General features: G+C 41.6%; 28 protein-coding genes and 12 tRNA genes. 13 read left to right on the forward strand and 27 right to left on the reverse strand.

Annotation, left to right across the window (positions count from 1 at the left end; all coding sequences use genetic code 11):
• Positions 1–14 precede the first annotated feature (14 nt).
• Positions 15–761, forward strand: a complete 747-nt coding sequence (locus ACNO7B_RS13870) for an ABC transporter permease (protein ID WP_370529235.1) — start codon at positions 15–17, stop codon at positions 759–761.
• A 30-nt stretch (positions 762–791) separates the two neighbouring features.
• Here the strand turns inward: ACNO7B_RS13870 and ytkD are convergent, their stop codons facing one another.
• Positions 792–1268 (reverse strand): RNA deprotection pyrophosphohydrolase, encoded by a 477-nt coding sequence (gene ytkD / locus ACNO7B_RS13875; protein WP_039964158.1) that lies wholly within the window; start codon positions 1266–1268, stop codon positions 792–794.
• A 246-nt stretch (positions 1269–1514) separates the two neighbouring features.
• Between ytkD and ACNO7B_RS13880 the strand changes: the two genes are divergently transcribed.
• Positions 1515–2168 carry a TerD family protein gene (locus ACNO7B_RS13880; RefSeq protein WP_050827614.1) on the forward strand — a complete coding sequence of 218 codons (654 nt, stop codon included), beginning with the start codon at positions 1515–1517 and terminating at the stop codon, positions 2166–2168.
• A 22-nt stretch (positions 2169–2190) separates the two neighbouring features.
• Positions 2191–2973, forward strand: a complete 783-nt coding sequence (locus tag ACNO7B_RS13885; protein ID WP_019743674.1) for an AIM24 family protein — start codon at positions 2191–2193, stop codon at positions 2971–2973.
• Positions 2974–3178: 205 nt separating this feature from the next.
• Here the strand turns inward: ACNO7B_RS13885 and ACNO7B_RS13890 are convergent, their stop codons facing one another.
• The 4 genes from ACNO7B_RS13890 to ACNO7B_RS13905 form a co-directional block, all read right to left on the reverse strand.
• A complete protein-coding gene (locus tag ACNO7B_RS13890; protein WP_008342945.1) occupies positions 3179–3487 on the reverse strand; it encodes a hypothetical protein in 309 nt (102 codons plus the stop codon).
• A gap of 43 nt (positions 3488–3530) precedes the next feature.
• On the reverse strand, positions 3531–3935 hold the full coding sequence (locus ACNO7B_RS13895) for a phage holin family protein (RefSeq protein ID WP_058213939.1): 405 nt from the start codon (positions 3933–3935) through the stop codon (positions 3531–3533).
• Positions 3936–4092: 157 nt separating this feature from the next.
• Entirely contained in the window at positions 4093–4284 is a 192-nt protein-coding gene (locus ACNO7B_RS13900; protein ID WP_008342942.1) for a hypothetical protein, read from the reverse strand.
• A 124-nt stretch (positions 4285–4408) separates the two neighbouring features.
• The gene (locus ACNO7B_RS13905; protein WP_007501934.1) at positions 4409–4846 is read right to left on the reverse strand and encodes a Dps family protein; all 438 of its coding nucleotides are present in this window, start codon (positions 4844–4846) and stop codon (positions 4409–4411) included.
• Positions 4847–4977: 131 nt separating this feature from the next.
• Here ACNO7B_RS13905 and ytzI point away from each other — a divergent pair, with 131 nt between their 5' ends.
• On the forward strand, positions 4978–5124 hold the full coding sequence (gene ytzI / locus ACNO7B_RS13910) for a YtzI protein (RefSeq protein WP_017358370.1): 147 nt from the start codon (positions 4978–4980) through the stop codon (positions 5122–5124).
• A gap of 8 nt (positions 5125–5132) precedes the next feature.
• Here the strand turns inward: ytzI and ACNO7B_RS13915 are convergent, their stop codons facing one another.
• The gene (locus ACNO7B_RS13915; protein WP_017367907.1) at positions 5133–5570 is read right to left on the reverse strand and encodes a FixH family protein; all 438 of its coding nucleotides are present in this window, start codon (positions 5568–5570) and stop codon (positions 5133–5135) included.
• A 123-nt stretch (positions 5571–5693) separates the two neighbouring features.
• Positions 5694–6167 (reverse strand): S-ribosylhomocysteine lyase, encoded by a 474-nt coding sequence (locus ACNO7B_RS13920; RefSeq protein ID WP_008342935.1) that lies wholly within the window; start codon positions 6165–6167, stop codon positions 5694–5696.
• Between the two features lie 128 nt (positions 6168–6295).
• Here ACNO7B_RS13920 and yidD point away from each other — a divergent pair, with 128 nt between their 5' ends.
• The gene (yidD, locus tag ACNO7B_RS13925; RefSeq protein WP_008342933.1) at positions 6296–6520 is read left to right on the forward strand and encodes a membrane protein insertion efficiency factor YidD; all 225 of its coding nucleotides are present in this window, start codon (positions 6296–6298) and stop codon (positions 6518–6520) included.
• Between the two features lies 1 nt (position 6521).
• On the opposite strand, the gene ACNO7B_RS13930 is transcribed toward yidD, so the two are convergent.
• Complete coding sequence (locus ACNO7B_RS13930) at positions 6522–7088, reverse strand: beta-class carbonic anhydrase (RefSeq protein WP_019743673.1); 567 nt, start codon at positions 7086–7088, stop codon at positions 6522–6524.
• Positions 7089–7301: 213 nt separating this feature from the next.
• Here ACNO7B_RS13930 and ACNO7B_RS13935 point away from each other — a divergent pair, with 213 nt between their 5' ends.
• Positions 7302–8294 (forward strand): metal ABC transporter solute-binding protein, Zn/Mn family, encoded by a 993-nt coding sequence (locus ACNO7B_RS13935; RefSeq protein WP_024719324.1) that lies wholly within the window; start codon positions 7302–7304, stop codon positions 8292–8294.
• 77 nt (positions 8295–8371) lie between these two features.
• On the opposite strand, the gene ACNO7B_RS13940 is transcribed toward ACNO7B_RS13935, so the two are convergent.
• On the reverse strand, positions 8372–8614 hold the full coding sequence (locus tag ACNO7B_RS13940; RefSeq protein ID WP_017358374.1) for a type B 50S ribosomal protein L31: 243 nt from the start codon (positions 8612–8614) through the stop codon (positions 8372–8374).
• 175 nt (positions 8615–8789) lie between these two features.
• Here ACNO7B_RS13940 and ACNO7B_RS13945 point away from each other — a divergent pair, with 175 nt between their 5' ends.
• The 4 genes from ACNO7B_RS13945 (at position 8790) to ACNO7B_RS13960 (ending at position 11634) form a co-directional block, all read left to right on the forward strand.
• A complete protein-coding gene (locus ACNO7B_RS13945) occupies positions 8790–10121 on the forward strand; it encodes a cytochrome ubiquinol oxidase subunit I (protein WP_417901628.1) in 1332 nt (443 codons plus the stop codon).
• 22 nt (positions 10122–10143) lie between these two features.
• Positions 10144–11190 (forward strand): cytochrome d ubiquinol oxidase subunit II, encoded by a 1047-nt coding sequence (locus tag ACNO7B_RS13950; RefSeq protein ID WP_169476099.1) that lies wholly within the window; start codon positions 10144–10146, stop codon positions 11188–11190.
• Positions 11191–11258: 68 nt separating this feature from the next.
• Positions 11259–11417 (forward strand): DUF1540 domain-containing protein, encoded by a 159-nt coding sequence (locus tag ACNO7B_RS13955; protein WP_008360682.1) that lies wholly within the window; start codon positions 11259–11261, stop codon positions 11415–11417.
• Between the two features lie 25 nt (positions 11418–11442).
• Complete coding sequence (locus ACNO7B_RS13960; RefSeq protein ID WP_008342920.1) at positions 11443–11634, forward strand: hypothetical protein; 192 nt, start codon at positions 11443–11445, stop codon at positions 11632–11634.
• 105 nt (positions 11635–11739) lie between these two features.
• Here ACNO7B_RS13960 and menC read toward each other — a convergent pair whose 3' ends face one another.
• From menC to ACNO7B_RS13990, 6 genes are all read right to left on the reverse strand, one after another.
• A complete protein-coding gene (gene menC / locus ACNO7B_RS13965) occupies positions 11740–12864 on the reverse strand; it encodes an o-succinylbenzoate synthase (RefSeq protein WP_008342917.1) in 1125 nt (374 codons plus the stop codon).
• Positions 12851–14311 carry an o-succinylbenzoate--CoA ligase gene (locus tag ACNO7B_RS13970; RefSeq protein WP_417901629.1) on the reverse strand — a complete coding sequence of 487 codons (1461 nt, stop codon included), beginning with the start codon at positions 14309–14311 and terminating at the stop codon, positions 12851–12853. The genes menC and ACNO7B_RS13970 overlap by 14 nt, the downstream gene beginning before the upstream one ends.
• 70 nt (positions 14312–14381) lie before the next feature.
• Complete coding sequence (menB, locus tag ACNO7B_RS13975; RefSeq protein ID WP_008342913.1) at positions 14382–15200, reverse strand: 1,4-dihydroxy-2-naphthoyl-CoA synthase; 819 nt, start codon at positions 15198–15200, stop codon at positions 14382–14384.
• Between the two features lie 14 nt (positions 15201–15214).
• A complete protein-coding gene (gene menH / locus ACNO7B_RS13980; protein WP_017358379.1) occupies positions 15215–16045 on the reverse strand; it encodes a 2-succinyl-6-hydroxy-2,4-cyclohexadiene-1-carboxylate synthase in 831 nt (276 codons plus the stop codon).
• Positions 16030–17772 carry a 2-succinyl-5-enolpyruvyl-6-hydroxy-3-cyclohexene-1-carboxylic-acid synthase gene (gene menD / locus ACNO7B_RS13985; protein ID WP_249476798.1) on the reverse strand — a complete coding sequence of 581 codons (1743 nt, stop codon included), beginning with the start codon at positions 17770–17772 and terminating at the stop codon, positions 16030–16032. The genes menH and menD overlap by 16 nt, the downstream gene beginning before the upstream one ends.
• On the reverse strand, positions 17765–19183 hold the full coding sequence (locus tag ACNO7B_RS13990) for an isochorismate synthase (protein ID WP_417901630.1): 1419 nt from the start codon (positions 19181–19183) through the stop codon (positions 17765–17767). The genes menD and ACNO7B_RS13990 overlap by 8 nt, the downstream gene beginning before the upstream one ends.
• Positions 19184–19566: 383 nt before the next feature.
• Between ACNO7B_RS13990 and ACNO7B_RS13995 the strand changes: the two genes are divergently transcribed.
• From ACNO7B_RS13995 to ACNO7B_RS14005, 3 genes are all read left to right on the forward strand, one after another.
• A complete protein-coding gene (locus ACNO7B_RS13995; protein WP_125590933.1) occupies positions 19567–20505 on the forward strand; it encodes a 1,4-dihydroxy-2-naphthoate polyprenyltransferase in 939 nt (312 codons plus the stop codon).
• 118 nt (positions 20506–20623) lie between these two features.
• Positions 20624–21358, forward strand: coding sequence for a TraR/DksA C4-type zinc finger protein (locus tag ACNO7B_RS14000; protein WP_417901631.1), 735 nt, complete (start codon positions 20624–20626; stop codon positions 21356–21358).
• Positions 21359–21445: 87 nt separating this feature from the next.
• Positions 21446–21922, forward strand: coding sequence for a TspO/MBR family protein (locus ACNO7B_RS14005; protein WP_041506519.1), 477 nt, complete (start codon positions 21446–21448; stop codon positions 21920–21922).
• A 76-nt stretch (positions 21923–21998) separates the two neighbouring features.
• On the opposite strand, the gene ACNO7B_RS14010 is transcribed toward ACNO7B_RS14005, so the two are convergent.
• The 12 genes from ACNO7B_RS14010 to ACNO7B_RS14065 form a co-directional block, all read right to left on the reverse strand.
• Positions 21999–22070, reverse strand: a tRNA-Glu gene (locus ACNO7B_RS14010).
• A gap of 9 nt (positions 22071–22079) precedes the next feature.
• A tRNA-Ser gene (locus ACNO7B_RS14015) sits at positions 22080–22170 on the reverse strand.
• 3 nt (positions 22171–22173) lie between these two features.
• Positions 22174–22248, reverse strand: a tRNA-Asn gene (locus tag ACNO7B_RS14020).
• Positions 22249–22254: 6 nt separating this feature from the next.
• A tRNA-Ile gene (locus ACNO7B_RS14025) sits at positions 22255–22331 on the reverse strand.
• Positions 22332–22347: 16 nt separating this feature from the next.
• Positions 22348–22421: transfer RNA gene (locus ACNO7B_RS14030), tRNA-Gly, on the reverse strand.
• Between the two features lie 11 nt (positions 22422–22432).
• A tRNA-His gene (locus tag ACNO7B_RS14035) sits at positions 22433–22508 on the reverse strand.
• A 24-nt stretch (positions 22509–22532) separates the two neighbouring features.
• Positions 22533–22605, reverse strand: a tRNA-Phe gene (locus tag ACNO7B_RS14040).
• Between the two features lie 16 nt (positions 22606–22621).
• Positions 22622–22698, reverse strand: a tRNA-Asp gene (locus tag ACNO7B_RS14045).
• Positions 22699–22713: 15 nt separating this feature from the next.
• Positions 22714–22790 (reverse strand) — tRNA-Met (locus ACNO7B_RS14050).
• Positions 22791–22812: 22 nt separating this feature from the next.
• A tRNA-Ser gene (locus ACNO7B_RS14055) sits at positions 22813–22905 on the reverse strand.
• 7 nt (positions 22906–22912) lie between these two features.
• Positions 22913–22989 (reverse strand) — tRNA-Ile (locus tag ACNO7B_RS14060).
• Positions 22990–22993: 4 nt separating this feature from the next.
• Positions 22994–23067: transfer RNA gene (locus tag ACNO7B_RS14065), tRNA-Met, on the reverse strand.
• Positions 23068–23092: the final 25 nt, after the last annotated feature.

Genomic DNA, 23092 nt, shown 5'->3' on the forward strand with positions numbered 1-23092 from the left:
GAAAAAAAGTTCGAATGGAAAAACGCATGACGCGAGTCTACCAGTTGATCATTTTCGCCAGTTTCTTTTCGCTTTGGGAGCTTGCGAGCCATTTCAGACTGATTGACCCGCTCATTTTCAGTTCACCATCTGCCGTCTGCCAATTGTTTGTACAAAAATTATCAGATGGTTCATTAATCAATCATATGAGCATTACACTATTTGAAACAGTGCTCGGCTTTCTACTTGGTACTTTTTGCGGCATTTTATTAGCCGCCGCCTTATGGTGGTCCACCCGTCTTGCAAATGTACTTGATCCTTATTTGGTTATTTTAAATGCGATGCCGAAAGTCGCTCTCGCCCCCATTTTAATTGTTGCCCTTGGACCAGGCATGATCAGCATTGTCGCGATGGGTGCCATTATCAGTGTGATCATTACCACCATCGTCATTTATACAGCCTTTCAAGAAGTCGATGAGAATTATTTAAAAGTCATGAAAACCTTTGGCGCAAAAAAAAGAACGGTCTTCCGTGAGGTCATTTTGCCAGCAAGTATTCCAACGATGATCTCTGCCATTAAGGTCAATGTTGGTCTTTCTTGGGTTGGGGTCATTGTGGGAGAATTCCTTGTTTCCTCAAAAGGACTCGGCTATATGATCATCTATGGCTTTCAAGTCTTCAACTTTACACTCGTGTTCTTAAGTCTTTTCATTATCGCCGTCTTCGCCACCATCATGTATCAGCTTGTTGAATGGCTGGAACGCCGTTTTCTGCAAAAATAAAAAGCGCAGGGTCATGTCCCTACGCTTTTTTTAACGAATCAAACCGTTCTTTTCTAAATAAGCAAGACTTTGTCTCAAGACATCATCTTTCATAATAAAACTGAAATTTTTATTTTTTGCGATGGATCTTGGTAAGTCTGCGAAAAGAACGGGTCCTTTCGTTTCAAAATACGTGTCCTGCTTGACGAGCCTTTCAATATCAGCGAAATAAATATTTTTGACAATGATTTTCTCTCTGCCAAGCACCTGATATTGACCAATATACGTTAATTCACGAACAACAGCACCCGTCTCTTCGTGAATCTCTCGTATAGCGGCTTGATCTGCTTCTTCATTTGGCTCTACTTTCCCTCCTGGAAACTCGTAGCCTCGATCCTCATGTTCAGTAAGTAGCCATTTTCCTTGATAGCGGCAAATAGCCCAAACATGCTTAGGATGACTTGAAAAAGGCTGCTCTTCAAAAGAGAGCTTGACCGTATTATGATAATAGTCTTTAAATACATGCATGTGAAATCCCTCATATCCTGTCCTTGCTTCTTGTAAAACATCATACCACAGATCACATTTCTCTGAAGAATTTTTATGAAAAGTGAAACAAACGAGTACTTCTATCTCGTCTGTATGTAAAATAAGTATTCTTGCTAAAACCTTTTTATCATCTCCATCCTCATCCCATTTTAATCATGAAACCTTTTGCCCATGATGACGTAAATTAATAAGTGTTTGTCCTACACAGACGAGGAGGAAACCAGCATGAGCATCACAAATGGATCAAAACAAGAAAATAACAAAGCATGGCCAATGAGGCAACATGAGAAAGAAGACGCTTCTCTTGAGACAGTGAAGAAACACCTCATGAAAGGACAAAAGTTAGATTTAACAAAAGACAATCCAAATGTAGATCAAATTCATATCGGACTTGGCTGGGACTTATGTGGTCAGCCAATTGATTTAGATACGCAAGTGTTTCTCTTAAATGAAGAGGACAAGCTTCTGTCTCCAAAACACCTGATCTATTATCATCAGCAGCAAAGCTTAGATGGAGCTGTTCGCCATCTAGGTGATCATCAGGTCGGCGGAGGCCATCGGGACAATGAGATCATTATTATGCAACTGAGCAGAGTCTCACCCGATATTCAGAAAATCGTCGTAACAGCCACGATACATGATGCACACGAGCGGGCACATCATTTTGGACAGGTGACCAATGCCTACTTGCGCCTTTCAGATCAAATCACACAACAGGAGATTTGTACCTTTCAATTAACAGAGGATTATTCATTTTGTACATCCATCATTTGTGCTGAACTAACGAGAGTTGAGAACGAATGGAAAATCACCGCAACCGGACAAGGTACGACCCTTGATTTAAACGACCTATGCCGCATCTACGGATTCACATCTTGACAAAGAAAAGGAGCTGGCACAAATGGGATTTCATTTCAACACGATCGAAGAACTGACCTTACAAGCAGAAGGCAACGGGATCTTTTTTGCTAAAAAAGGCGCTATGATTGCCGATCAAGGTACATTTCAATACCGTAAACGATTACTTGGGACGAATAAAGGAAATGTGGTCAGCCAAGTATTTAATCATATTAGCAGAAAATTAACAGGTGAAAACCTTGAGATGATGGAAGTGAGTGGACAAGGCACTTGCTACTTGGCTGATTCTAGCGAGCATGTGACCGTCATCAATCTTGAGCCGAACGGTCCTTGGCAACATGTTAGCGTGGAAAGTGAAGATTTACTTGCCTTTACTGAAGAATGTCACTATGGCGTGACACCAGTAGGCGTTGGGATTTTATCACAGAAAGGGCTGTTTACTTCAAAGCTCTCGTATCAAGGTCACGGGGCGCAGGTTGCCATCAAAACAAATGGAAACCCGCTGATTTTAAAAGCACCTTGCCGTGTAGATCCTGACGCTATTGTCGCTTGGACGGGCAAAGCACCGAAAGTCAAATTAGATGTGAACTGGAAAACGTTCATTGGACAAACATCAGGCGAATCCTACTTGTTTGAATTTCATGAACAGGACCAAATTGTGATTATCCAGCCATCCGAACGAACATCTGGAATGCGGGTCGGGATAGATGATAACCGGTACAAACCCCAGAGTCAGAGTACCTCACACGAAATCACCAACTCACAGCAGGAAAATAGAGGCGGAATCAGTGATCTGATCGGCGGAATCTTACAGCCTCGAAAATAAAAGCATGTAGAATGTCTCTACATGCTTTCAGATCGTTGACAAAAGGCTAAAATGAACTTTCTTTTAGCCTTTTGTCTTCTTTTCAGCGTGATAGAAAACCTTTGCAGTCTAGGAAAAACGAGTACTAGCGTAGAGCGAATTTCACATTCGTGAGCACTAGCACGCAGGACTGACAAAGAATGCGAGGATTTGTCTACATGCTTTTTCAATTCATCAGTCCATTGGTCTCAATAAAGTTCTTTGTCTCTTCGTTACCGAGATCATGAATCATCGAGTAAATCTCTTTTCTTTTCCTATCCATTTCGTCATTTGGACTATCATAATGATATTCAAGAAATGGAACATGCGCCCGAAAGAAACCTTTCCAATCTGTCATATACTGTTCATCAAAATACTCTCTTAACTGCAAGATTTGGTCATCATCTGCTTCTATCTGAAATTGCCAAGCAGCCGCGTCTCTGTGCTGTGAGATTGATCCGTCTTGAACGGATACATAGTATGTGTGTCTCGCCATCTGATTCATCCTTTTTCCTTTAGTATGACCAGATATGAAGAAATTACGGCTTTTTGCGCAATTTATTTTTAATCATGTCTAACACATCAATAAACAACTGTGGAATAGGAATTCCGAGAGCTTTGGCTGTTGAGACAATCTGGTACGATTCATAAATAATATAAAAGATGAGCGCTAAATCCTTAATTGTCCCCCCAGTCTTCAGCATGACATCGAAGAAGTGTGCCATGGATATTAAAGAAATCGTCACAACCTTTCGAACAAGCCGGGTCAAAAAACGCTTCATCGTAAGTTGTCCAGTCACAGATTCTCTTAGGCTTGAACAAATTAATTCAATAGCCATTAGTGTCACTAATATCATGAGTAAATATCCTGCTCCACCAAACAGAAAGCCCATTGCCGACAAACTGACTGTAAACAACGAAAAGATGCCTAAATCCTTGCTCACTTGGCATCAACATCCTTTCATAGTGGAACTTCTTACTTCAATAGTATATGCCGCATTTGATGAATAGCTTGGACGACAAAAAATAAAGGCATGGTCAGCTGCTCAAAAAACTCGTGAAGCGCATAAAAAGAGCCGCCTGTGACGGCGGCTTTCTTGGTTAAACTCTGACATCAATAAACGTAGCGTCTGAATCTTTGGGCTGAACAGCTTGAGGCTGCTGCTGCACTTGATCGAGCATCACCATAGCTTGGGCTGTGTTCGTGGCAAGCTGTGAATTCAATAAACTGATATTGAGTGTTTTTTGAATACTCGCCACTTGCTGACTCATCATTCCTGCAATTGAGGACATCTTCTCCCCTCCCTTCCCTTTTCTCTTCGGCTAAAAGCCCCATCAATTCAATGGGCTGTCTGTCACAAATCCACAAAAAAAGAATGCCGATCTGTTTGATGATCGACATTCCTTTCACATTCGCTTATCCTAAGTATGCTTTGAGCATCCAGTTGTGTTTTTCAATGGATTGATGAATCGCAAGCAGCATATCACCTGTTGTTTCATCGCCAACTTCTGCAGCCAGCTCCATGCCTCGCTTAAGTTCTTCTGCAATATTAGAGAAATCATCATACAGATTTTTCACCATTTGCTCGGCTGATTCATTGCCTTCCGCTTCTTGAATGCTAGAAATTTCTAAGCACTCTTTCATTGTCGCAACAGGTTGTCCATTTAATGCGAGCATACGCTCAGCCAAATCATCGATATAAGTGGCTGTTTCTGTATATAATTCCTCGAATTTTTCATGGAGTGTAAAGAAATCTTTTCCCTTTACATACCAGTGATAGTTATGTAATTTTACGTAAAGCACAGTCCAATCTGCTACTTGTTTATTGACGACGTTTAATAATTTTTCAGACATGTTGATTCCTCCTTATGTAGTTGCATTTAGTATGGGATTACCCTTTTTTTATTATACTGAAACCTGCCATCATTTTCTTCTATTTTGACCGCATGAAATATATGTTAATATGGAAATAAGGAGGGAGTTAGATGCTGTTACTTGGGATTATCAGCTTTATCATTATCTCAATCGTTGTCTTTTTATCACTGTGGACGACATCAAAGGCTTATGATTACAAGCATAAAGTCGATTCACCACAGGATGCTGAACCAAACCAACGTCCTAACCCAAAATAAAACCGCTTTCAATGATGTGAGGTATCTTCTTCTTCAGTAGATGAACTCTCTTTTTTCACATCACCTACATGGATGTTTGTCTTCGGCATATTATGCTGCTGTTTAGCTGTCACATGGACTTGTATGATATAAAGGCCATCTTGTTTGAAAGCTGTATGCAATTCATATACACCTTTCTCCTTTTTCTTTGGCTGAATCATCTTGCTGTTATCCTTGTCGCCATCTTTCCACACTTCAAATTCAACATCATCTGCATCATCAACAGGCGTATCACCATATGTGACAGCTGCTTTTACGATAACGTTTTCATTTTTCTCCACTTGCTCCGGCCCTGTTAGTTTGACTTCTAATAGCTCAGGCACTTCTCCCTTGTCATTGCTCGCTGCCGAGTTTCCACATGCACTAAGTAATACGAGCATCAAAATGATTCCTACCATTTTCCGCATTCGTGTATCCCCCTTTTTTTACTGACATGTCCATTTTAACAAATATCCCCTATTTTAACAGCTCTCGTTTCATTTCATATAAAAAACCGGACATTCAATATGTCCGGTTCATCATATTACTGATTATCCAAATACTTTTAATAGCTCTTCTTGATCCTGAGACAGCCAGAAACGCATTAAACGTTTTGCTCCTTCAAGATCATGAAGCTTCGCTTGACCGCACTGCTCTTCATTTGCAGCAGGAATTTCTGTTACTTCCACTGCATCTTTGAATGTTGCATCAAGCAGTTCAACGATCTCTCTTGGTGTCGGTGCACCGCTGACAACTAAATAGTAGCCAGTCTGGCAGCCCATTGGAGAAATATCAATGATATCAAAATGATCGTATTTCTCTGAGTGTGTTCTAATATTAAACGCAAGTAAATGCTCTAATGTATGAATCGTATCAGGTTTCATTGCCTGCTTGTTTGGCTGACAAAAACGGATATCAAATTTGTTCACTTCCCCATCTGATCCCACTTTATGAACGCCGCAATGACGAACGTAAGGTGCTTTTACAGCATTATGGTCAAGTTCAAAGCTTTCAACTGAAGGCATTAATCACCACTCCTATAATTGCAATTTCCTATATTATAACATATTGTTCCGACCAGTTTAGTTTATAAAACTTCCCTTCCTTGTCCTTTTTTCTTATACTGTGAAAAGACAGACAAGGAGGAACCTCTATGAAACAAATTTTTATCGGCATCATTCGCTTTTATCAAAAATGCATTTCCCCTCTGACACCGCCGAGCTGCAGGTTTTATCCCACCTGTTCAAACTATGGGCTAGAGGCGATCAAAACGCATGGCGCTTTAAAAGGCGGCTGGCTCACAATCAAGCGAATTTTAAAATGTCACCCGCTGCATCCTGGAGGCATGGATCCAGTCCCACCTAAAAAGGAAAAATAACTTACTTTTCTTCATAACCGTTGACAACTAAGTCAAGCTTACCTGTCCCAGGATCAATCACTAGACCATGCACAGGCACATCAGATGGAAGAAGCGGATGATTTTTAACGACAGACACACTGTCCTTCACGCTATCTTCAACTGAGCTAAAGCTTTTGAGCCACTGTTGAAAATCGATTCCTGAGTATTCCAGTACTTCAATTCGTTTTTCGGGAATACCGCGCTCAACGGCTTTATTTAATAGGGTTTGGCTGTCTATTTTACTCATCCCGCAATCGTGGTGCCCGATCACATAAACTTCGTCAGCATTCAATTCATAAACAGCCACTAAAATGCTTCGCATAATACTTCCAAATGGGTGAGAAACAAGAGCGCCAGCACTTTTGACAATTTTAATATCGCCATTTTTCATGTTCATGGCGCGCGGAAGCAGTTCAACAAGTCTTGTATCCATACATGATAGAATGACAGCTTTTTTCTGTGGAAACTTCGTTGTTGTAAACTCTTCATATCGCTTCTCTTCGCAAAATTGTTGATTGTACTCGATGATTTCGTCTAAAAGTTTCATAAGTTTGTCCATTCCTTTTTCTTTTTTTAAAAATAAATATAGCACAATGTTTTAAATTTCGTCACGTTTTGACGTCTATTTTTTTAGAGGAAACATCTTCTGATGAAAATTTTTTATTTTCCTCTTTTCAAATCGTAATTATTACGATACAATAACTCAGGACATTAAATCGTAATCATTTCTATCTAATAGGTTGAGAGGAGACATTCTTAGATGAAAAAAATCTTTTTTATTTTAACAGCTGCTTTATTAGCGGTCGGTCTTGCCGCTTGCTCAAGCAGTGCGGGGACAAATGCTTCAAAAGGAAAAGCAGACGGGAAATTAACCATTTACACGACGATCTTCCCTATTCAAGATTTCACTGAAAAAATCGGCGGCTCTCACGTGAACGCTCAAAGTGTGTATCCTGCCAATGCAGATGCACACAGCTTTGAACCAAGTTCAAAAACGATGGTTGAAATGGCTGAAGGAGATGCCTTTATTTACAGCGGAACAGGTGCTGAAGCATTTGCTGATAAAACGGCTTCTACGTTAAAAGACCAAGGCGTGAAAACAGTGAAAGCAGCCGAAGGCATCAAGCTATTATCAACACAAGAAGAACATGCTCATGAAGAAGGTGAGGACCATGATCACGATCATGAAGGTGAAGATCATGACCATGATGGACACGACCACGGAGATAAAGATCCCCATGCTTGGCTAGACCCTGTTTATGCACAGCAAATGGCAAAAAACATTAAAGACACACTCGTTTCACTAGATCCAGATCATAAAGACGAATACACAAAAAACTATGAATCACTAAAAAAAGAATTACAATCGTTAGATCAGGAATTCAAAACAACGTTATCTAAAGCAGAACATAAAGAAATTCTTGTTTCTCACGCAGCATACGGCTACTGGGAAAAACGCTATGGCATTGAGCAAATCAGTGTACTAGGACTCTCTGCTTCTGAAGAGCCTTCCCAAAAACAGCTTGAAAATATCGTACAACAGGCAGAAAAGCATCACATCAAGTATGTCATTTTTGAAAATAACGTCAGCAGTAAAGTATCAGATACGATTCGCAGTGAAATTGGGGCAAAGAGCCTTACACTGAAAAATCTAGAATCCATTACAGAAGATGATGCTAAAAATGGCGAAAGCTATGTCAGCTTAATGAAACAAAATTTAAACACATTAAAAACAGCTTTAAATGTTGAATGAATTCATGAACCCTGTGCGATCAGCCGGGGTTTTTTACTGCACAAAAAAACACACCATGATCAGGTGTGTTTCTTTGTTTACATTTGATATTTTTTCTTAAACTGCTCCGCTCTGCCGCCTTTTTCTCCGAATTTCTGGCGTCCTGTATAAAATGGATGCGTATCTGAGCTTGTCTCTACTTTAATGACAGGATAAGTCTTCCCATCTTCCCACTCTACGGTCTCATGTGATGTCTTTGTTGATCTACTTAAGAAGCGGTAACCGCTGTTAACGTCCATAAATACAACTTCATGTGAGGTTGGATGAATATCTCTTTTCAATGTCAAAACTCCCTTCATCATTAAAACGTAACGATTACGTTTTATAATTATATTCTACTCCCTCTTTTACAACTTGTCAAAAAACAAGCTTTCTTAGTCAGGAAGAATAATCTAAAAATGGTGGAGAATAATAAACACCATCAAAAGAGATGCGATAAGAAAGGCGGAGAAAAAATTGACTGATCTCGTTTTAGCTAGAAGTCTGTTCGGCACAACAATGGGCTTCCATATTATTTATGCCTCGCTTGGCGTAGGCATCCCGCTAATGATTTTGTTAGCTGAACTCATCTTTCAAAAAACGAATGACCCGCATTATGCCATCATGGCCAAACGATGGACAAAAGCGCAGGCTGTTCTGTTAGGGGTCGCCATTCCAACCGGTACCATTGCTGGTACGCAGCTTGCCCTTCTATGGCCTGGTTTTATGGAGGTCATCGGAAAAGTCATGTCACTGCCATTTCAAATAGAAATTTATGCTTTCTTTATTGAAGCATTATTTATGTCTATTTATGTGTACGCAGCAGATCGTTTATCACCAGCCATGCGCATCATTACCGTTATTTTCGTTGTCATTGGTGCAGCAGCTTCAGCGATTCTCATTACAAACGTACATGCTTTTGAAGGAACACCCGCTGGCTTTCAAATGGTCAATGGAGAAATAACGAATATCGAACCTTGGAAGGCATTTTTCAATCCAAGTTTTGTTGTAACTGCTACTCACGTAGTACTGTCTGCTTTTACAACAGGCGCTTTTGTCATTACTTCTGTCGCTGCATTTAAAATGTTGAAAACAAGAAAAAACGAAAAGCTCTATACCTTTCATCGAAAAGCCCTTTTTCTTGGACTGATTGTTGGTGGACTTTTCTCTTTTCTCACAGCCTTAAACGGTCACGAATCAGCTCAGCTTCTGTATGAATATCAGCCTGAAAAATTAGCGGGTGCTGAAGGTTTATTTGAAACGCAATCACATGCACCTCTGGCCATTGGCGGTTTTACTGATGCCAATACGCAAGAAATCAAAGGAGCTATTGAAATCCCTTGGGCGCTTAGTTTTCTTGCAGGAAATAGCTTTGACACTGTGGTTAAAGGGTTAAATGATTTTCCTAGGGACGAGTGGCCGCCTTTATTTATTCACACATTATTTAATGGAATGGTCATTATCGGCTCATTGCTCATTTTCTTTGCTGTGTTAGCACTGTTTTACCGCAAAATTTTAAAACGCGAACATTATCCAAAATGGCTGCTTGTCCTTTATTTATTTGGCGGGCCCCTTAGTCTCTTGGCGATTGAATTTGGCTGGATCTTTGCCTGTACAGGCCGTCAGCCATGGGTGATTTATCGAATGCTCAAAACCTCTGAAGTCGTCACATCATCAGGATCTATCGGTACACTTTTCATCCTTTTTGCCATTGTCTATCTCATTTTAGGCATCGCAACTGTGATTGTACTGACGTACTACTTTAGAAAACATTCAATTGAAGAAGACTTACGGTTAACAGAATCTTAAAAAGGGAGCGATCTTGATGCAAATGGATGTAACAACTGATGCACTCATTGCAATCACCATCTTATGGGGATTCGTGTTTATCTATGCAGTGATGGCATCAATGGATTTCGGTGCAGGATTTTGGTCAATGATTTACATGAACAAAGAGCAGACAAAGGCCGCAAATATCGCAAATAAGTATCTTTCTCCAACTTGGGAAGTAACTAACGTGTTCATTGTAGCCATCGTCGTTGCCTTGTTTAGCCTGTTTCCAGGTGCAACATTTGTGCTAGGCACTGTTCTATTAATACCCGGCAGCATTATTTTGTTGCTTCTTGCACTGCGAAGCGGATTTCTCGTCTTCTCTCATTCACTGCCTAAAAAATATAGAAAAGCCGTGACATATATTTCAGGAATTAGCGGCTTTATTATTCCGTCCATTCTCATCATGGTTCTCCCCATTACACATGGTGGATTCATCTTTCAGGAGAATAATGTCTACTCATTAGATTTAGGATTGGTCTTTACAAGCGCAAATGTCTATTCTTTCGTAGGTTTTGCGATTTTCAGTACCCTTTTTCTCTCATCTTTGCTTTTAGCTGATTTTTCTAATGTTGCAAACGAAGATGAGGCTTATAACATTTATAGAAGAGGAGCACTGATTACGGGTCCTCTTTCTCTCATGATGGCTTTCTTTATCATGCTCACACTGAGAAGTGAGGCCAATTGGCTGTTCACAAAAATGATGCAGAACATCCCGATCCTTCTTGTTTCTCTACTCATGTTTTTGCTTGCAGGTTTGGCTCTATTTTTACCAAACAGTCGCTTTAAACATCGGAAAGGGAGACCACGTTTAGCGGTTATCGCCATTACAATTCAATATTTCTTAGCAAGCTATGTGTATGGACATGCGCATTTGCCCTATATGGCCTATCCTGATATCACCATCATGTCTGGGTTTACAGATCCCGTCACATTTAGGGCATTATTTATTACGTATATTGTAGGGTTTATCATCCTATTCCCTGGGTTCTACTTCTTCTGGAAATTGTTTATGAAAGATAAGCGTTATATTCGTCAGGAAGATTAACATGAATGAACGCCCCTTACTTCGGTTACATTATAGATGAAAGACATACTCAAAAGGAGGTCATCTGTATGAGTCAAAAAATCCTTTGTGAAGTAAACAACTGTTCCTACTGGAATGCTGGAAATCGTTGTGGTGCAGATGCAATTTATGTCGTCAGCCATACAGGAAATACGGCTGAGAAAAGTGAAGAAACTGACTGTAAAACATTTAAACCTCAAGACCTTTAAGTCTCATTAAAGGAGGCGCTTCGCTTTGAAAAACGATCGGCTTGCTCAAACGTTTCTTGAAGAAATTCAGGACGCGGACGAGGCTGCATTTTATCAAGCAGCTCACTCCTTTTTAAATCTTTGGGATTATGAATACGGACATGTTTCCGACATGCCCAATGACATGTATCAGTATATTGGACAGCTTGCTTACGACAGCGGGCTTGTAGAAGAGTAAGAAAGAGCGGATGACCGCTCTTTCTTTTTGTTCAGACAGGAAGGAAAAACTTTCCTCAACTATACAGTGGTTCTATGGATGGTGCAAATGGCGATTCATTCGTTTTCATTTCACAAAATCATGTTTTGTAAACACATCAATTTTATCTGAGAAAGAACGAAGCGCTTGATAATCAACTTCTACACCCATACCTGGAGAACGCGGTACTTCAATAAACCCATTTTCAACTTTAATTTCAGGAAAAATGATATCCTGCTCCCAATATTTCGACGATGCTGAAATATCCCCAGGAATCGTAAATTGCGGAAGTGATGCAAGTGCCACGTTTTGCGCGCGAGAAATGCCTGTTTCAATCATTCCCCCGCACCATAACGGAATCTGCTGCTCCTTGCAGAACGCATGAATCTTAAGTGCTTCAGTCAGCCCTCCAACTCGTGAAGGCTTCACATTAATAATCTGACAGCTTCCAAGTTCTACAGCTTTTCTCGCATCATCTAAAGAACAAATACTTTCATCCAAACAGATTGGTGTTTTTAAATGCTTTTGCAAATGCCGATGATCGACAATGTCATCTGCGGCTAAAGGCTGTTCAATCATTAATAAACGAATATCGTCGAGCTGCTTCAGTTTGCTAATATCCTTTAATTCATAAGCAGAGTTTGCATCCGCCATTAACGGAAGGTGAGGGAAAGACTCTCTTATCTTTTGTAGAAGTCCAATATCTTGTCCAGGCTTAATCTTCACTTTCACACGCTGATAGCCTTGATCAACAAACTGCTCGATTTGCTGAATCATATCATCTATTGGTCCTAACCCTGCAACGACACCAGATGGAATTCTATCTCTAGTACCGCCTAAGACGTCACGTAAGGACTTATTTTCTCGCTTCGCATAAATATCCCACACAGCTGCCTCAATTCCCGCTTTGGCCATTCTATTGCCTTTAAAATGGTACAAGCTGTCTGGTATGTCCGAAGGATGTGTAAAAGATCGAGTCAGCACGTTCGGGATAAAGAAAGCCCTCAGCATGTGATAGCAGGTCTCGATGGTTTCTTCTGTATACCACGGAGAAGAGAAGGCAGATACCTCTCCCCATCCAGTTAATCCTGTTTGATCTTTGACCTCGACAATAATAAACTCACGCTCTGAAATAGTCCCAAGGCTTGTTGTAAATGGCTGTTTGAGTTTCATCGTGACATGATATAAGATCACACGTTCAATTTGAATCATCTAAAAACCCCTTTGATTTGAGTCTGTGCCTCTGCAATTTATTCGACGCATTCCTTGGCAGCTCATCCACAAAGTGAAAAGCGGCGGGCCATTTATACTTGGCTAATTGCGACTGACACAAAGCATAGAGCTCATTCTCCGGAATCTGCTCATCTGTCACAAGGAAGGCAGCAGGTACCTCTCCCCATTTTTTATCATACATACCCGTCACTCCGGCTTCCTTTACATTTGGATGTGTTAAAAGAACTGCTTCAATTTCTGCTGGATAAATATTTTCTCCGCCAGAAATAATTAAGTCTGACCGCCGATCAAGCACAAATAAAAATCCGTCCTCATCTACATAGCCAATATCACCCGTTTTCAGCCAGCCCTGCTCAAATGCAGCAGCTGTTGCCTCTTGACGATAAAGGTAGCCTTTCATGACATTTGCACCTTTTACCATGATTTCACCATGCTCAAAAGGACGACACGGACGGTTCTCATCTTGAATCTTTAATTCACACCCAAAAAGGGGCTTTCCCGCTGATCCAAGCTTTTCCATACTAAATTCTGGCGCAAGTGTCACAATTTGCGAGCAGGTCTCCGTCATACCGTACGATTGAAACACAGGAAATCCTTTCTCCTTACTCTCTTGAAGCATCGCATATGGCGCAGGGCCTCCGCCTAACAGCAGGCAGCGCAAAGAAGACGGACATTCTTCAAGTCCACTTAATAAACGGGACAGCATGGTTTGAACAACTGACAACATCGTCACTCGATGCTGTTCAATAGCATTCTTGACTTCATCGACATCAAACTTTTGATGAAGCACGACAGTCATACCGTATATGACAGATTTAAATATAGCGGATAAACCGCTTATATGAAAAAGAGGCAAGGCAATGAGCCAGCGGTCGTCCTCCCTGATCCCTAAATTCAATGCCGAGGAAACAGCACTATGAAAATGATTGCCAAACGTTTGCTCCACCCCTTTAGGGCGTCCTGTCGTTCCAGATGTATACATAATCGTCGCCGTCTCATTTAAATCAATATCATGTACGACCTTCTTTTTCATTTCATGATCTGCATCAGGTAAAGTCTCTATTGTATAAACAGGTAAATCACCTTGATGCTCATTTGCATATGCAGGCTCTGTTAATAAAGCCATGACTTTCGCATCTTCCAACTGAAAACGTCTCTCTGCTTTTGTTAACTTATTGTTCAATAACACAATCTTGAAGCCTAATAAAAAACAAGCGTGAACAAGCATGACCATGTGAGGATGGTTGTTCATTAAAATCGCAACCGTATCCCCTTTTTTAAAAGATGCACGTGTCAGTCGATTCGCAAGTTGGTCTACATCATTGGCTAAATCACGAAATGTCCACTCTTTGTCTTGATAAATGAGTGCGACCCGGTCTGGCGTTAAATACGCACGGTGCAGCAGCCAATTGGGTTGCTTCATCATGACACCTCCTTTTCATAAAAGAAAACAGCTCAGTCTGATGCACTAAGCTGTTTTCATCCATATCATTGAATCAAGGGAAACGAGGGAACTGACCGAAGTCTGGCTTCCGTTTTTCCTTAAAGGAATCGCGTCCTTCTTTTGCTTCATCTGTTGTGTAATAAAGAAGGGTCGCATCTCCTGCAAATTGCTGAATACCAGCTAATCCATCTGTGTCCGCATTAAATGCAGCTTTCAAGAATCGTAAAGCAGTCGGGCTCTTTTCTAGCATGTCCTCACACCACTTCACTGTTTCTTCTTCCAGCTGCTCTAATGGTACAACTGTGTTGACAAGTCCCATATCAAGCGCTTCTTGTGCATTGTATTGACGGCATAAGTACCAGATCTCTCTTGCTTTCTTATGACCCACAATACGTGCAAGATAGCCAGATCCATAACCAGCATCAAAGCTGCCCACTTTTGGTCCTGTTTGTCCAAAAATCGCATTGTCTGCTGCAATCGTGAGGTCACACACGACATGAAGCACATGCCCGCCGCCAATCGCATAGCCCGCAACCATCGCAATAACTGGTTTTGGAATGACACGAATTAAACGCTGTAAGTCTAGGACGTTTAGACGTGGAATTTGATCGTCTCCTACATAGCCGCCATGACCGCGTACTTTTTGGTCTCCACCTGAACAGAATGCTTTTCCTCCAGCACCTGCAAGGACAATGACACCAACATCTGAATTGTCGCGAGCACGTGAGAATGCATCAATTAATTCACTTACAGTCTTTGGTGTAAATGCATTATGTACATGCGGACGGTTAATGGTGATTTTTGCAATCCCATTATATGTTTCATATAAAATTTCGTCATACTGACGCTCAGTTTGCCATTCAATAGCCATCAATATTTCCTCCTCTAATCTTGCGATAAAATAAACTCACTTACTATTTTACCAAAAAAATGTGGTTGTTCCACATGAACTGTATGCCCGGCATGCTCTACTACTGTGAATTGACTGTATTCAAGCTCCTGCTGCATACGTTTGGCAATGTCACAGAACTTTTTATCAAGTGTTCCACAAATGAGTAAAACAGGCTGTTTTATCTGCTTTAATGCTTCCCACATAGACGGCTGTGAACCGGTTCCTATACCTTCTAAGCTGCGAGCCAGCCCGTTAGGATCGGCTTTTAACCTTCCCTCTCTCAGTTGCGTTAGCCTGTCCGCTGGCAAGGATTTCTGCGAAGCAAATAGCGGAATGTTCTCCCAAAAATCCACAAACTGCGCTAATCCTTCATGTCTGATCTTTTGAGCTAGCTGATGATCATGATTCAGCCTCGCCATCCGCTCTTTAAAAGAGTTCAGCCCTGGAGATGTACTCTCAAGAATCAACTTGTTTACACGTTCTGGATAACGGGAGGCAAATGATAAAGCAATACGCCCTCCCATAGAATATCCGAGAATATTCACTTTGTGAAGCTTTAATTGATCTAAAATCTCAACAAGATCTGCCAGCTGCTGGGACATTGCATATCTTCTTATACTCTTTGGTGAGTCTGTGCGGCCATGTCCAAGCAAGCTGACCTGAATCAATCTCGTATGTTTTTCTGTATAAGTATTCAAAAAAGCCCAAGAAGCTGCACTCCCTGTAAAGCCATGTAAACATAACGTGGCATTTTCAGCAGATGGGTTATGGTCTATCACCTCATACGCCACACCATCGTGCATTCGTATTATGAGTGAAGGCATTCTTTTTTCACTTCCCTCAATATCTCGTCCATCATTTGGCGATGTTTGCCCACGCGAGAATGCCGGTCAGTTTCAATCTCAATTAAATGAAGCCCTGGTTCTTGGATATGCGCCAAGTACACATCTTTTAACTCTTCTTTCGTTGTCGGCTTCGAATAGGTTCCCCCATATAGCTTTGATGCATACTCAAAATTCAACCCAGTCGGCGTACCAAAGAGCTTTTCATAATACGGTTCATCGGATGCCTGCGGAAGGAAAGAAAAGATTCCTCCTCCATCATTGTTTAACAACACAACCGTGAGCGGAATGTCCATTAGCTTAGCTGCAAGAAGACCGTTCATATCATGGTAAAAAGACAAATCGCCGATGACTAAAGTGATGGGTTGTTTCAAGGCTGCATATGTTCCAAGAGCTGTGGACACAACACCATCAATGCCATTTGCTCCGCGATTCGCCATCATCCGAAACGGTTTTGACTGCGTTTCAAAAAAGGTATCGACATCTCGAATAGGCATACTATTTCCGATAAAGAGCACACTCTCTTTTGGCAAAAGGTGCTGCAGCTGACGATACACATTTCCCTCAAATGTCAGGTCCTCATCATTGTATTGATTTGCATGCATTCTAAAAGAAGAATTGACACTCTGCCAGCGTCGTAAATAAGATGTATCCTGACGCTTTTCCGCTCTCATCAAGACTTCTTCTACAAAAGAGGCTGCATGACTTTCAATCATGTATGATGCGCTTAAACCAGGATCTCGATAACCACCCGCAGCATCGACGACAATCTGCTTCACTTCCGCATGCTTTTCCAGCCACTTAAATAAAGGCTTAGACACAGGCATCGGTCCAAAACGAATGACCATTTCAGGCAAGAGATGCTGCTGCAATGCCTCATCTTTTAACAAAGAATCGTATGCATCTATAATGTATTCTTCACTTTCATGTCCATTTCGCAAAAGAGAAAGCGGGTCAGCTAAAATTGGCAGATGCAAAGCTTTTGCAAGACGTAACACTGACGCCTGCTCTTCCGCCGAGTGAAGTTCACCAGCAACAATGATTCCTTTTGCCGCTTTGTTCATGATAGACACTAATTCTGACATAACCCGATCATCCGGACGAGCTTGACCTGTTGCTAAAACTTTGTTCGCAGCTACTTCTTCTCTATCAAAAGGATCAATAGACAAGTCAGGTAGCAATGGTTCTCTCAGCGGCACATTCACCTGAACTGGTCCCTTTGGCTCCTGCATTGACACGTGACTTGCCCTAGCAGCAGCAGTTTGGACATACCGCAGCATCGTTTGGCTTTCTTCTGGCAAGGCTAAGTCTGTGAACCATTTAACAAACTTACCGAATAAGAATTGCTGATCAATCGCTTGAGGTGCCCCAACCTCCCTCAATTCGTGCGGCCGATCAGCAGTTAAAACAATCAGTGGTACCCGGGAATAATGTGCCTCGACAACAGCTGGGTAAAAGTTAGCTGCTGCCGTACCTGATGTACAAATGAGTAGCACTGGTGTTTGGCTCGCTTTCGCAAGACCCAGTGCATAAAAAGCAGCAGACCGTTCATCCACTAACACATGGACATTGATTTCTTGATGAGCAAGAGCGAGCATCGCAAGCGGTGTTGAACGGGAGCCAGGACAAACAACTGCCTCCTTCACACCACTTTGCACAAATTCATCCATTAATCTGCCAATATATCTTGTCATGATTTGATTATTCAATAGGACGACCTCCAAGAGCAGACAGCATTGGTCTTAATTTCACTTGCGTTTCTTCATACTCTTGTTTTGCAAGGGAATCCTCTACAATTCCACATCCAGCAAACAAACGAACTTGGTCTTCCTCAATAAGACCTGATCGAATGGCTACAGCAAATTCTCCATTGTCCTTAGAATCAATCCATCCCACTGGCGCCGCATACCAACCGCGTTTCAACGGTTCGATTTCACGAATCACCTCTACCGCTTTTTCCTTAGGATATCCTCCAAGCGCTGGTGTTGGATGAAGCTGTTCAATTAATGAAAAGAGTGAACAGCTGCTTTTGATTTCTCCCACAATGGGTGTAAATAAATGCTGAATGTTTTTCGTTTTATAAAGACTTGGTTGATTTGGCTTATGCACATGATGGCAGTTTGCTTCAAATGCCTGCTCAATCATATTCACGACAATTTGATGTTCAATCAAATTTTTCTCATCACAAAGCAGTTCCTCACCTAGTGCCTGATCTTCTACTTCATCTTGACCACGAACAATGGAACCTGCCAAACACGATGAAAAGACTTCACCACCGCTTTTTTTCACTAAACGTTCAGGCGTCGCCCCGACAAATGCTTGTCTTCCCTGCTCTATAGCAAATACATAACTCGTTGTTTGATGTTTTAGTAATTCTGCTAATAGTGGAGCGAGTTCTATTTGATTTTTATAGTGAAGCAAGACTTCTCTTGCTAAAACAACCTTTTCATATTCGTTTACACGAATGTGTTCTGTCGCTTCATGGATTGCTTTCATCCATTCCTGGACATCTAACTCTTCCATATGAACAAGCTCAGCTTGTCCATGATTTCTGACAGGCAATGCATCAAAATTAGAAGCTTTCTGTTCTAACTCTTGAATGAGCTGATGAACATTCCCGTCCACCTCGTTCCATTCATTGATCGTTAGAAACGTGCCTTCTTTTGAAACAGTCAGCATCACAGATGGCACAAAAAAATGAGCCTCGCCAAATGCTTCCCAGTGACGCGCCTTCTCTTCATATGGATCAAATGAAAATCCTCCAAATAAAAGCGGACCAACTGCCGCTTGCTTTAACTCCTTCTCATCATGAAAATGGAACATATGCTGTTTCAGCTGCTCCCATTCTTGATGGACGATATTGAATCGTTCTTTGCCTTGCTCTGATGATTTAATCACGGCCGCTCTGCCAAGTCCAGAAAATATCATTTGGCTTTCTGGATCAGACCAAAAAAACCGCTCGCCTAAAAAATCCGCTTCGCCGCTTTGGAAAAAGGCAAGAGGATCCAGATCGTCAACTCTTCTGGAGTAGCTTATCAAAACAGCATGGTTGACGTTATTCGCTTCTTCTAATGTCGCAAGCGCTTCCTGCCGGAAAGTACTTTGCACTGTTGTCACCATGATACATTCCTCCAAAATCCATGAAATAACATATAAAAATAAAACCATCATGTAAAAAAATACATGAACATTCGAGTATGTCGAATGACCTGCTTTTCTATTATAAACCTTAACAGATGAACTTAGTAAAGAAAACAGCTTTTAAAACCTCGAATCCTTATTATATCACGCTTTCAAGATTTTTTCGCTCCCGCTTATTGAAATGAGAACATCCCTAAAAAAATGGGAAGACCTGTTCGAAGATCAAGCTTTCTCTCTAGATGGGAACGATTAGCAAACATCTTTTTCTTGTTTCATCGCATCAATATATTGACACCTTTTTGAACTTTGCTAAACTGGAATTTGGACGTGTACGTATTTTTTTATTTAAAGGAGTATATTTTATGCAGCATCAATCGATATCAGATCAGCTTTCACCAATTAAGCCTGATAAAAACTGGCGGATTTGGTGGAATTTACTACGACCGCATACATTAACAGCGGCATTTATTCCCGTTACTTTAGGAACTGTCCTAGCACTTCCGAGTGGTCAAATACATGTTGGGCTATTTTTAGCTATGCTATTTGCATCGATGTTTATCCAAATTGCAACGAACATGTTTAATGAGTACTTTGATTATGTTCGCGGATTGGACAATGAGAAATCTGTCGGTATCGGCGGAGCGATCGTGAGAAACGGTGTAAAACCAAAAACAGTTTTAGGCCTCGCTTATGCCTTATTCGCGCTTTCTTTATTACTTGGGATCTATATTTGCATGATGTCTAGCTGGTGGATTGCACTCATAGGACTAATTTGTATGGCAGCAGGCTATTTTTATACCGGCGGCCCTGTACCAATTGCTTATACACCATTTGGAGAACTTGTATCAGGTGCTTTTATGGGACTAGGCATCATTTTAATTAGTTTCTATATCCAAACAGGAACATTGACATCAAAAGCTGTGCTCATTTCAATACCCATCTCTATTTTAGTTGGTGCCATCTTACTGTCGAACAATATCCGTGATTTAGACGGTGATAAAGAGAATGGACGAAAGACACTTGCTATCCTAGCTGGACGTAAAGCGGCCGTCAACATCCTACTTTCCATGTTTGTGATCTCATATGTACTCATTTTTGTTTATATCTTTATGGATATCGTGGGTCTTTGGAGTCTTCTTGTCTTACTCAGTGTGCCAAAAGCTTATACAGCCATTAAAGAATTTAAGCAAAAAGAAAAACCAATTGAATTAATGAATGCCATGAAGTCGACAGCACAAACCAATACGTTTTTTGGTTTCCTGTTAACGATCGCATTGATCTTACAATATTATCTCGCATAACACGAAACGCCTGCAGCCGCAGGCGTTTTTTATTTGAAGAATTGCTTCAAATTGGCACAAGTCTTACATAAAAATTTGCTCATACTAACAATATGTTTGATATGAAAGGGTGATCGCTTTGTTGTCTAAAAACGAATTACATCAGTTGAAGCAGCGACTTCTGGATGAAAAACAAGAAATTGAAGCCAAAAGCCATGATGATGAACAGAAAGTATCATTTCCTTATGATTCAGTGGGCGAACTGTCAGCCTATGATAACCACCCTGGCGACCAAGGGACAGAACTATTCGAACGCGGAAAAGACATTGCCTTAAACAGTTTGGAACATGAGCATCTGTCCGATATCAATGAAGCACTCCAAGCAATGGCAGACGGCTCTTATGGTTTGTGTAAAGTGTGTAAAGCCACTATTCCTAAAGAACGCTTAGAAGCCCTTCCCACCGCCGTCACATGCACAGAGCATTCAAAAGAACAGACCGTTTCACAAAACCGTCCCATTGAAGAGGACTTATTAAGTCCGCCCTCAGGGCAATTTGAAAATGAAGAAAGTGCTGCATATGATGGCGAAGATGCCTACCAAGATGTAGAACGATATGGGAACTCTGATACCCCGTCCGATATGGAATTTCCTCCATTGACATACGATGATGTGTATACACAATCAGAAGATGAAGATTATGTGGAAGACTATGAAGGGTTTGCAGCTGCCGATATTGAAGGTAAAGCAAGCAAGGTCTATCCAAATAAAGCACATGAAGCTTATGAAGAATCATTAGATGAAGAAGGTGTCATGACGGTGTTTGGTGACTTGAAACCGTACGAAGAAGAACCTTATACTAAAAAAAATCATTAGTCCCCACATATTGGGGGCTTGATGTTTATATCATGTAATAATTGGGAAATAAGTTGAAGAGTGAATTGATTGGGAGGAGATTTCTGGATGGCTAAAAAAAGTATCATTTGGGCGGTTATCGTCTTCTTTATTACATACGCATTATTTTCTATTGCAGGGTTCCTGTTCCCTATCGACAGAGAATGGTATGACGCACTAAATAAACCTGAATGGACACCTAGTGGTGGTGTCATCGGTGCGGTCTGGGCTGTCTTATTCGCCCTCATTTCGTTATCTGCCGCCATCATTTATGCAAAGTATGGTTTTCAAAAAATCACATTACCATTTTGGATTCTGTTTCTTTTAAATTATGTATTCAATCAAGCCTTTAGCTTTTTTCAATTTACACAAAAAGATTTATTTGCAGCTACGATCGATTGCCTGCTTGTAGCACTGACAGCACTCGCACTTGTCATCGTCTCACGTAAACTAAGCAAAGTTGTTCCAATTTTATTGATTCCTTATGTTTTATGGGGATTCTTTGCGACATACTTGTCTTATACGATCTATTCCATGAATATGTAAAAAAAGACCGCTATGATGGCGGTCTTTCGTTTTGCGGAAAATAAAAAAGAGGTCTTTATTAGACCTCTTTAAAAAATGACCCGTACGGGATTCGAACCCGTGTTACCGCCGTGAAAGGGCGGTGTCTTAACCGCTTGACCAACGGGCCAGAAAAAAATGGCGGAGAAGGAGGGATTTGAACCCTCGCGCCGCTTGCGCGACCTACACCCTTAGCAGGGGCGCCTCTTCAGCCACTTGAGTACTTCTCCATTTGGCTCCGCAGGTAGGATTCGAACCTACGACCGATCGGTTAACAGCCGATAGCTCTACCACTGAGCTACTGCGGAAAGTCATGGTGGGCCTGAGTGGACTCGAACCACCGACCTCACGCTTATCAGGCGTGCGCTCTAACCAGCTGAGCTACAGGCCCATGAACGATATGCAAATGGAGCGGGTGATGGGAATCGAACCCACGACATCAGCTTGGAAGGCTGAGGTTTTACCACTAAACTACACCCGCAAAAATATGTATGGGGCGATTGATGGGAATCGAACCCACGAGTGCCAGAGCCACAATCTGGTGCGTTAACCACTTCGCCACAACCGCCATACTGATATTTATTTGTAAAAGTGGCTCGGGACGGAATCGAACCGCCGACACACGGATTTTCAGTCCGTTGCTCTACCAACTGAGCTACCGAGCCATGTATTCATTTAAAATGGCGGTCCGGACGGGACTCGAACCCGCGACCTCCTGCGTGACAGGCAGGCATTCTAACCAACTGAACTACCGGACCAATAGAGAAAAAATTTGGTTGCGGGGGCAGGATTTGAACCTGCGACCTTCGGGTTATGAGCCCGACGAGCTACCGAACTGCTCCACCCCGCGATGATATCATTTTTTAAAAATATGGCGGAGGAAGAGGGATTCGAACCCCCGCGGGCTTTGACACCCCTGTCGGTTTTCAAGACCGATCCCTTCAGCCGGACTTGGGTATTCCTCCGTATAGATGGTGGACCTTGTAGGACTCGAACCTACGACCGGACGGTTATGAGCCGTCTGCTCTAACCAACTGAGCTAAAGGTCCTTTATAGCGGCGGAGGGGATCGAACCCCCGACCTCACGGGTATGAACCGTACGCTCTAGCCAGCTGAGCTACACCGCCATGATATAAAATAATCTTTTAAAAA

The organism is Bacillus sp. AK25 (assembly GCF_048270685.1).
In the GTDB taxonomy this organism is placed as follows: Bacteria; Bacillota; Bacilli; order Bacillales; family Bacillaceae; genus Bacillus; species Bacillus altitudinis.

Bases quoted from the DNA above. Each gene is read 5' to 3' on its own strand.
- ytkD (WP_039964158.1), bottom strand. From the start codon at position 1,268: ATGCATGTATTTAAAGACTATTATCATAATACGGTCAAGCTCTCTTTT.
- menB (WP_008342913.1), bottom strand. From the start codon at position 15,200: ATGGCTATTGAATGGCAAACTGAGCGTCAGTATGACGAAATTTTATAT.
- ACNO7B_RS13955 (WP_008360682.1), top strand. From the start codon at position 11,259: ATGAGTCAAAAAATCCTTTGTGAAGTAAACAACTGTTCCTACTGGAAT.
- yidD (WP_008342933.1), top strand. From the start codon at position 6,296: ATGAAACAAATTTTTATCGGCATCATTCGCTTTTATCAAAAATGCATT.
- ACNO7B_RS13920 (WP_008342935.1), bottom strand. From the start codon at position 6,167: ATGCCTTCAGTTGAAAGCTTTGAACTTGACCATAATGCTGTAAAAGCA.
- menC (WP_008342917.1), bottom strand. From the start codon at position 12,864: ATGATTCAAATTGAACGTGTGATCTTATATCATGTCACGATGAAACTC.
- ACNO7B_RS13950 (WP_169476099.1), top strand. From the start codon at position 10,144: ATGGATGTAACAACTGATGCACTCATTGCAATCACCATCTTATGGGGA.
- ACNO7B_RS13990 (WP_417901630.1), bottom strand. From the start codon at position 19,183: ATGGTGACAACAGTGCAAAGTACTTTCCGGCAGGAAGCGCTTGCGACA.
- ACNO7B_RS13870 (WP_370529235.1), top strand. From the start codon at position 15: ATGGAAAAACGCATGACGCGAGTCTACCAGTTGATCATTTTCGCCAGT.
- ACNO7B_RS13880 (WP_050827614.1), top strand. From the start codon at position 1,515: ATGAGCATCACAAATGGATCAAAACAAGAAAATAACAAAGCATGGCCA.
- ACNO7B_RS13930 (WP_019743673.1), bottom strand. From the start codon at position 7,088: ATGAAACTTTTAGACGAAATCATCGAGTACAATCAACAATTTTGCGAA.
- ACNO7B_RS13995 (WP_125590933.1), top strand. From the start codon at position 19,567: ATGCAGCATCAATCGATATCAGATCAGCTTTCACCAATTAAGCCTGAT.
- ACNO7B_RS14005 (WP_041506519.1), top strand. From the start codon at position 21,446: ATGGCTAAAAAAAGTATCATTTGGGCGGTTATCGTCTTCTTTATTACA.
- ACNO7B_RS13885 (WP_019743674.1), top strand. From the start codon at position 2,191: ATGGGATTTCATTTCAACACGATCGAAGAACTGACCTTACAAGCAGAA.
- ACNO7B_RS13905 (WP_007501934.1), bottom strand. From the start codon at position 4,846: ATGTCTGAAAAATTATTAAACGTCGTCAATAAACAAGTAGCAGATTGG.
- ACNO7B_RS13915 (WP_017367907.1), bottom strand. From the start codon at position 5,570: ATGCGGAAAATGGTAGGAATCATTTTGATGCTCGTATTACTTAGTGCA.
- ACNO7B_RS13890 (WP_008342945.1), bottom strand. From the start codon at position 3,487: ATGGCGAGACACACATACTATGTATCCGTTCAAGACGGATCAATCTCA.
- ytzI (WP_017358370.1), top strand. From the start codon at position 4,978: ATGCTGTTACTTGGGATTATCAGCTTTATCATTATCTCAATCGTTGTC.
- ACNO7B_RS13900 (WP_008342942.1), bottom strand. From the start codon at position 4,284: ATGTCCTCAATTGCAGGAATGATGAGTCAGCAAGTGGCGAGTATTCAA.
- menH (WP_017358379.1), bottom strand. From the start codon at position 16,045: ATGCCTTCACTCATAATACGAATGCACGATGGTGTGGCGTATGAGGTG.
- ACNO7B_RS13970 (WP_417901629.1), bottom strand. From the start codon at position 14,311: ATGATGAAGCAACCCAATTGGCTGCTGCACCGTGCGTATTTAACGCCA.
- ACNO7B_RS13935 (WP_024719324.1), top strand. From the start codon at position 7,302: ATGAAAAAAATCTTTTTTATTTTAACAGCTGCTTTATTAGCGGTCGGT.